Annotated in this window: 8 protein-coding genes and 1 pseudogene; 6 read left to right on the top strand and 3 right to left on the bottom strand. The window is 67.9% G+C overall.

Annotated features, from left to right (window positions below; genetic code table 11):
* Positions 1–33: 33 nt before the first annotated feature.
* A complete protein-coding gene (locus ACFTZB_RS40625) occupies positions 34–525 on the bottom strand; it encodes a hypothetical protein (protein ID WP_378440841.1) in 492 nt (163 codons plus the stop codon).
* Positions 526–708: 183 nt separating this feature from the next.
* Here ACFTZB_RS40625 and arc point away from each other — a divergent pair, with 183 nt between their 5' ends.
* Positions 709–2,484 carry a proteasome ATPase gene (gene arc, locus ACFTZB_RS40620; RefSeq protein WP_378440839.1) on the top strand — a complete coding sequence of 592 codons (1,776 nt, stop codon included), beginning with the start codon at positions 709–711 and terminating at the stop codon, positions 2,482–2,484.
* A gap of 63 nt (positions 2,485–2,547) precedes the next feature.
* Here arc and ACFTZB_RS40615 read toward each other — a convergent pair whose 3' ends face one another.
* Complete coding sequence (locus ACFTZB_RS40615) at positions 2,548–3,096, bottom strand: NUDIX domain-containing protein (protein ID WP_378440837.1); 549 nt, start codon at positions 3,094–3,096, stop codon at positions 2,548–2,550.
* 82 nt (positions 3,097–3,178) lie between these two features.
* On the opposite strand from ACFTZB_RS40615, the gene ACFTZB_RS40610 reads away from it, so the two are divergent.
* From ACFTZB_RS40610 to prcA, 5 genes are all read left to right on the top strand, one after another.
* Positions 3,179–3,556, top strand: a complete 378-nt coding sequence (locus ACFTZB_RS40610) for a nitroreductase family deazaflavin-dependent oxidoreductase (protein ID WP_378440835.1) — start codon at positions 3,179–3,181, stop codon at positions 3,554–3,556.
* 74 nt (positions 3,557–3,630) lie between these two features.
* The gene (gene dop / locus ACFTZB_RS40605) at positions 3,631–5,130 is read left to right on the top strand and encodes a depupylase/deamidase Dop (protein ID WP_007299057.1); all 1,500 of its coding nucleotides are present in this window, start codon (positions 3,631–3,633) and stop codon (positions 5,128–5,130) included.
* Between the two features lie 169 nt (positions 5,131–5,299).
* A complete protein-coding gene (locus ACFTZB_RS40600; protein ID WP_378440831.1) occupies positions 5,300–5,494 on the top strand; it encodes a ubiquitin-like protein Pup in 195 nt (64 codons plus the stop codon).
* Positions 5,491–6,375, top strand: a complete 885-nt coding sequence (prcB, locus tag ACFTZB_RS40595) for a proteasome subunit beta (protein ID WP_378440829.1) — start codon at positions 5,491–5,493, stop codon at positions 6,373–6,375. Before ACFTZB_RS40600 ends, prcB begins: the two co-directional genes overlap by 4 nt.
* Positions 6,372–7,151, top strand: coding sequence for a proteasome subunit alpha (gene prcA, locus ACFTZB_RS40590; RefSeq protein WP_378440827.1), 780 nt, complete (start codon positions 6,372–6,374; stop codon positions 7,149–7,151). Before prcB ends, prcA begins: the two co-directional genes overlap by 4 nt.
* Here the strand turns inward: prcA and ACFTZB_RS40585 are convergent.
* Positions 7,142–7,296: pseudogene (locus ACFTZB_RS40585) on the bottom strand (glycerophosphatase); the annotation flags it as partial. The gene prcA and the pseudogene ACFTZB_RS40585 sit on opposite strands and share 10 nt — an antisense overlap.

Below are 7,296 nucleotides of genomic sequence, written 5' to 3'. Positions count from 1 at the left end.
CGCCCGGAGCGGGCGCCGCCGAAGGACGAGGTGCTAGCTGCAGCCCGCGCGTGCCATGCCGAGCAGGGTGCACGTGCTCTCGTCCGACACCTTCCACACGCCGTCGACGTTCTCCCACGTCCACGTCGTGGGAGCGGCCGTGCCGTGCGGGCTCGAGATCGCGACGTTCGCCGTCGCGGTATCGCCCTCCACCTGCACGTCCGTGACCGTGAAGGACACCGGGTAGTTGGCCATGGCGGCGGTCATCGCCTCCAGATTCGGGCGGCGTTCGTCGCCGTCGACGACCACGACGGTTTTCTCGTCGACCGGCCGGGCCGGGTCCACGAGCAGCTGGAGCGTACCGAGCAGTTCCTCCGACGTGGGGGCGGCGACGGTCGCGTCTACCTGGGACGACGTGGCCGCGGCGGTGCCGGAACTGTCGTCGGACGAGCAGGCCGACATCCCGAGCGCGACGACCGCCGCGCCCACGGCAACCACGGACCTACCGATGAAGGATCTGCCGTTCAGGGGCTTGCGGATTATCACGACGAACCCTTTCGTTACACAGAACAGAGAGGACACTGCTCGACAGGTAGGTAAGGCTAACATGAGAGTTTCGGTGGCCCAGGGTGTCATGTATGCCGATTCGCAATCGGCAGAATCCGTGTCACGGCGCAGAATTCGGGCAGTGCCGGTAGCGTTGATAGATCTCATTGGGAGGAGACGCACATGAGCTCGACAGAGAACCCCGATTCGGTTGCGGCCGCACGAGAGCTCGAGGCGTTGCGCGCGGAGGCGTCGGCACTGCGCAGGCAGCTCGCGGAGTCGCCGGAACAGCTTCGTGAGATGGAATCGCGAGTGGACTCGCTGTCCATCCGGAACACCAAGCTGATGGACACCCTCAAGGAGGCCCGTCAGCAGCTCATTGCGCTTCGAGAGGAAGTCGACCGCCTCGGCCAGCCGCCGAGCGGGTACGGCGTGCTGCTCGGAGTGCACGACGATCAGACCGTGGACGTGTTCACCTCCGGACGCAAGATGCGGTTGACCTGCTCCCCGAACGTCGATGCCGAGACCCTCAAGCTCGGTCAGACCGTGCGCCTCAACGAGGCGCTCACGATCGTGGAAGCGGGCACCTTCGAGCGCGTCGGTGAGATCAGCACGTTGCGCGAGGTCCTCGACGACGGTCAGCGGGCCCTCGTGGTCGGCCACGCCGACGAGGAACGGATCGTCTGGCTGGCCGAACCCCTCGCCACCGTGTACGCGGACAGCGAGAGGGAATCGGTCGCGTACGACGCCGAATCACCCACCCGCAAACTACGGCCGGGCGACTCCCTCCTCGTCGACACCAAGGCCGGGTACGCGTTCGAGCGAATCCCCAAGGCCGAGGTCGAGGATCTCGTCCTCGAAGAGGTTCCCGACGTCCACTACGACGACATCGGCGGCCTCGGCCGGCAGATCGAGCAGATCCGCGACGCCGTCGAGTTGCCGTTCCTCCACAAGGACCTGTTCCACGAATACGAGCTCCGCCCGCCCAAGGGCGTGCTCCTCTACGGTCCGCCCGGGTGCGGCAAGACGCTCATCGCCAAGGCGGTCGCCAACTCGCTCGCGAAGAAGATCGCGGAGGCCCGGGGGCAGGACAGCAAGGAAGCCAAGTCCTACTTCCTCAACATCAAGGGCCCCGAGCTGCTGAACAAGTTCGTCGGCGAGACCGAGCGGCACATCCGGCTGATCTTCCAGCGGGCCCGGGAGAAGGCGTCCGAGGGCACCCCCGTGATCGTGTTCTTCGACGAGATGGATTCGATCTTCCGCACCCGCGGATCGGGTGTCTCCTCCGACGTCGAGACCACCGTGGTGCCGCAGCTGCTCAGCGAGATCGACGGTGTCGAGGGACTCGAGAACGTCATCGTGATCGGCGCCTCCAACCGCGAGGACATGATCGACCCCGCGATCCTGCGTCCCGGCCGCCTCGACGTGAAGATCAAGATCGAACGCCCCGACGCGGAGTCGGCGCAGGACATATTCTCGAAGTACCTGGTCGAGACGCTTCCGGTGCACAGCGACGACATCGCGGAGTTCGGTGGCGACCGCACGGCCTGCATCCGGGTGATGATCGAACGGGTCGTCGACCGCATGTACGCCGAGAGCGAGGAGAACCGCTTCCTCGAGGTCACGTACGCCAACGGCGACAAGGAGGTCCTGTACTTCAAGGACTTCAACTCGGGGGCGATGATCCAGAACATCGTCGACCGCGCCAAGAAGTACGCGATCAAGTCGGTGCTCGACACCGGTGCCCCGGGCCTGCGCGTCCAGCACCTGTTCGACTCCATCGTCGACGAGTTCTCGGAGAACGAGGACCTGCCGAACACCACCAACCCCGACGACTGGGCCCGGATCTCGGGCAAGAAGGGCGAGCGGATCGTCTACATCCGCACGTTGGTCACCGGTAAGAACGCGAGCGCGAGCCGCGCCATCGACACCGAGTCCAACACCGGCCAGTACCTGTAGGCCGAACGGCACGCGCTGCGCGGCGGGAACCGGGATACGGTTCCCGCCGCGTGTGCCGTCGGGTCAGCGGTCCTGCGCCACGAGGTAGTCCTCGAGGAGTGCCCTCGTGTCCGGCACGAACGGCCACCGCGGGTCGCGCAGGTGCGTCACCAATTCGTGGGGTGTCCACCACCAGCCCGACGCGATCTCGCTGGCCTGGTGGACGACGGGCCCGTCCCAGTGCGTCTCGTAGGCGTAGAGGTGGCAGCGCAGCCGCAGTCCCTGCCACTCGCCGTCCCACACCACCCTCGCGATGGGGGTGAGGCTCACCCCGGTGATGCCCAGTTCCTCCGCCAGTTCCCGGCCCGCGGCCTCCTCCGGGGTCTCGCCGGGATCGACGACCCCGCCGGCCAGGCAGTCGTGGTGTCCGGCGAACACCGTCTTCGTGTCCGACCTCCGGTGCACGTAGAGGCGCTGTTCGTCGCGGGAGCGGACGAGCACCCCGGCGCTCGCGTGCCACAGCCCCTCGGCGTAGACACGGGACCGCGCGGCGGACCCCACCGGCCGTCCGGATTTGTCGAACACCGCCACCACTTCGTCCGTGCCGGGTGGGGTGTTCGGTGCAGAATCCATGAGTCGATCCTGCCAGCACCCCGGCGAACGTCGGTACTGTCGACGTCGGGTGCTCGTTCCGGTGCCGAAGGGGTGAGAGTTCATGGCGTTGCCGCGTTCGATCGCCCGATTCAACCGCGTCGTCACCAACCGGGTGGGCCGTCACGTCGCGACAACCGTGCCGGGGTTCGCCCTGGTCGAGCATCGTGGCCGCACATCCGGTCAGGCCTATCGCACGCCCGTCAACGTGTTCGTCGTGGACGGCCGCTACCGGTTCGCCCTCACATACGGGGCGCACAGCGACTGGGTGCGAAACGTGGTGGCGGCGGGCGGATGCACCATCGTGACGCGCCGCCGGACGGTGCACCTCACGGACCCTCGCATCGGCACGGACGGCACCCACTCGTGGGCGCCGCCCGGGGTCCGGACCGTGCTCGAGGCGATCTCGGCGGACCAGTACCTGGAGTGCTCGCCGGGGTAGTCGCCGGACGCCGACGGCTCGCGCGGCAGGAGTGTGCCGTCGGGTGGCACGGGTGATCGCATAGGCTCGGCAGCATGCAGCGGATCATCGGTGTCGAAGTCGAGTACGGAATCTCCTCACCCAGCGAGCCTTCGGCCAATCCGATCTTGACGTCCACCCAGGCGGTGCTGGCCTATGCGGCGGCCGCGGGAGTGCCGCGCGCCAAGCGCACCCGATGGGATTACGAGGTAGAATCCCCGCTGCGGGACGCCCGCGGATTCGACCTGGGCCGGCTCAGCGGCCCGGCGCCCGTCATCGACGCCGACGAGGTCGGCGCGGCCAACATGATCCTCACCAACGGCGCCCGGCTCTACGTCGACCACGCGCACCCCGAGTACTCGGCCCCGGAGGTCACCGACCCCCTGGACGCCGTCATCTGGGACAAGGCTGGCGAACGCGTGATGGAGGCGGCCGCGCGGCACGCGTCGAGCGTCCCCGGAGCCCCGCGACTGCAGCTGTACAAGAACAACGTGGACGGCAAGGGCGCGTCGTACGGCACCCACGAGAACTACCTGATGTCCCGGGCCACGCCGTTCTCCGCGGTGATCAACGGGCTGACGCCGTTCTTCGCGTCCCGTCAGGTGATCTGCGGGTCGGGCCGGGTGGGCATCGGCCAGTCCGGTGACGAGGCCGGCTTCCAGCTGTCTCAGCGGGCCGACTACATCGAGGTGGAGGTCGGGCTCGAGACCACGCTCAAGCGCGGCATCATCAACACCCGCGACGAACCGCACGCCGACGCGGACAAGTACCGGCGCCTGCACGTCATCATCGGCGACGCGAACCTCGCCGAGATGTCCACCTACCTGAAGGTGGGGACGACGGCGCTGGTCCTCGATCTCATCGAGGCCGGTGTCGACCTCACCGACCTGCAGCTGGCCCGACCGGTCACCGCCGTGCACCACATCAGCCACGACCCGACGCTGCGCGCCACGGTCGCGCTGGCCGACGGCCGGGAACTGACCGGGCTTGCGTTGCAGCGGATCTACCTGGACCGGGTCGACAAGTTCATGTCCGCCGAGGGCAACGACGACCCCCGAGTGGCCGATCTGCTGGAGAAGTGGGCGATGGTGCTCGACCTCCTCGAGCGGGACCCGATGGAATGCGCCCACCTGCTGGACTGGCCGGCCAAGCTGCGTCTGCTCGAGGGTTTCCGGAACCGGGAGGGCCTCAACTGGTCCGCGCCGCGACTGCATCTGGTCGACCTGCAGTACTCGGACGTGCGCCTCGACAAGGGTCTGTACAACCGGCTCGTCGCCCGAGGGTCGATGGAGCGCCTGGTGTCGGAGCAGGCGGTGCTCGACGCCGTCGACACCCCGCCGACCGACACCCGCGCCTACTTCCGCGGTGAATGCCTGCGCAAGTTCGGCGCCGACATCGCGGCCGCGAGCTGGGATTCGGTGATCTTCGACCTCGGTGGCGACTCCCTGGTCCGCATTCCCACGCTCGAGCCGCTGCGGGGCAGCAAGGCGCACGTGGGGGAGTTGCTGGAGTCGGTGGAGACCGCGAAAGAGCTCGTCGACGAGCTCACGAACTGATTCGTCGACCGTTTCCGGGCGGATCTGCCCGGAACTCGCCGTCGCGTCGGCACACGTGGGGCGGCGACGCTCGGTAGGGTGAAGGTCCGAGCGGATGATGTAGTCAGACTGCTTGGCAGGACAGGACGCTCGGAAGAAGAGCTCCCTTCACACAAGGAGGTCGGCGGCGATGGCGCAAGAGCAGACCAAACGAACTGGCGGCGGCGACGAGGACGAGACCCCGGGCGGTGACGGTGCCGGTGGGCAGGAACGTCGCGAAAAGCTGGCCGAGGACACCGACGACCTGCTCGACGAGATCGACGACGTGCTCGAGGAGAACGCCGAGGACTTCGTCCGGGCCTATGTCCAGAAGGGCGGCCAGTGACGGCGGATCGACCGGCATTGCGGACAGGTGACGGTGAGACGAGGCTCAGCTTCGGTTCGAATCTGAGCTCGTTCACCGAGTATCTGCGTGGTCACGCACCAGAATTGCTGCCGGAGAATCGGATCGGCCATCGTTCGCACTCGACACGGGGTGGTGACGGGATGGAGAGCGGTGATCTCGCACCGCACGGAACGACGATCGTGGCGCTCACCTACAAGGGGGGCGTCCTGCTCGCAGGCGACCGGCGCGCGACCCAGGGCAACCTGATCGCCAGCCGGGACGTCGAGAAGGTGTACGTCACCGACGAGTACTCGGCGGCCGGTATCGCCGGCACCGCGGGCATCGCCATCGAACTGGTGCGCCTGTTCGCCGTCGAACTCGAGCACTACGAGAAGATCGAGGGTGTTCCGCTGACGTTCGACGGCAAGGCCAACCGCCTGGCGTCGATGGTGCGGGGCAACCTCGGGGCGGCGATGCAGGGTCTCGCGGTCGTTCCGCTGCTGGTCGGCTACGACCTCGACGCGGACGACGAGGCCCGGGCGGGCCGCATCGTGTCGTACGACGTCGTCGGCGGCCGGTACGAGGAACGCGCCGGATACCACGCGGTCGGTTCGGGATCGTTGTTCGCGAAGTCGGCGCTGAAGAAGATCTACTCGCCGGACAGCGACGAGGAGACCGCCCTGCGGGCAGCCATCGAATCGCTGTACGACGCGGCCGACGACGACTCGGCGACCGGTGGGCCCGACCTGACCCGCGGCATCTACCCGACCGCGGTCACGATCACCCAGGCCGGTGCCGTGCACGTGTCCGAGGAGACGACGTCCGAGTTGGCTCGGCGCATCGTCGCCGAGCGCACCGAACAAGGGGGGTCTGCGCGATGACCATGCCGTATTACGCCTCCGCCGAGCAGATCATGCGGGATCGCTCGGAACTGGCGCGCAAGGGAATTGCCCGGGGACGCAGCGTCGTGGTCCTCACATTCCGCGACGGCGTGCTGTTCGTCGCCGAGAATCCCTCCACCGCCCTGCACAAGGTCAGCGAACTGTACGACCGGCTCGGCTTCGCGGCCGTCGGCAAGTACAACGAGTTCGAGAACCTGCGTCGCGCCGGGATCGTCCACGCCGACATGCGCGGCTACTCCTACGACCGCCGGGACGTGACGGGCCGGTCGCTCGCCAACGCGTACGCGCAGACCCTGGGCACGATCTTCACCGAGCAGCCCAAGCCGTACGAGGTGGAGATCTGCGTCGCGGAGGTCGGGCGGGTGGGCAGCCCGAAGGCTCCCCAGCTGTACCGCATCACGTACGACGGATCCATCGTCGACGAACAGCATTTCGTGGTGATGGGTGGCACGACCGAGCCGATCGCGACCGCCATGCGCGAGTCGTACCGTGCCGACCTCGATCTCGAGGCGGCGGTCGGCATCGCGGTCAACGCGCTGCGTCAGGGCGGTGCGGGGGAGGGCGAGAAGCGGAACGTCGACGTGGCGAGCCTCGAGGTGGCCGTGCTCGATCAGTCCCGTCCTCGGCGCGCGTTCCGGCGGATCGCGGGAACGGCGCTCGAACAGCTGGTTCCCGCAGCGCCGGCGGCCGCCTCGGAGTCCGCTCCGGAGCCGAAACCGGACACCGAGACGAAGCCGGCCGACACTCAGGACTGAGGTCGGTACACGGCGATCGCTCCGGGCACCGTCCGGAATTCGAATCGCCGGGCGTCGGCCACCACTTCACCGTCGGTGGCCAGCGCCACCGGCGAGCCCTTCACCCGGACGGTGAGCCGGGGCACGAGGGATCGCACGTACACCC

Source organism: Rhodococcus sp. NPDC057014 (genome assembly GCF_042673295.1).
GTDB lineage: Bacteria > Actinomycetota > Actinomycetes > Mycobacteriales > Mycobacteriaceae > Rhodococcus_F.
This window is presented reverse-complemented; position numbering and strand designations above follow the sequence as displayed.

Coding starts and splice junctions, on each gene's coding strand:
- arc (WP_378440839.1), top strand. CDS start 709: ATGAGCTCGACAGAGAACCCCGATTCGGTTGCGGCCGCACGAGAGCTC.
- ACFTZB_RS40615 (WP_378440837.1), bottom strand. CDS start 3,096: ATGGATTCTGCACCGAACACCCCACCCGGCACGGACGAAGTGGTGGCG.
- ACFTZB_RS40610 (WP_378440835.1), top strand. CDS start 3,179: ATGGCGTTGCCGCGTTCGATCGCCCGATTCAACCGCGTCGTCACCAAC.
- dop (WP_007299057.1), top strand. CDS start 3,631: ATGCAGCGGATCATCGGTGTCGAAGTCGAGTACGGAATCTCCTCACCC.
- ACFTZB_RS40600 (WP_378440831.1), top strand. CDS start 5,300: ATGGCGCAAGAGCAGACCAAACGAACTGGCGGCGGCGACGAGGACGAG.
- prcA (WP_378440827.1), top strand. CDS start 6,372: ATGACCATGCCGTATTACGCCTCCGCCGAGCAGATCATGCGGGATCGC.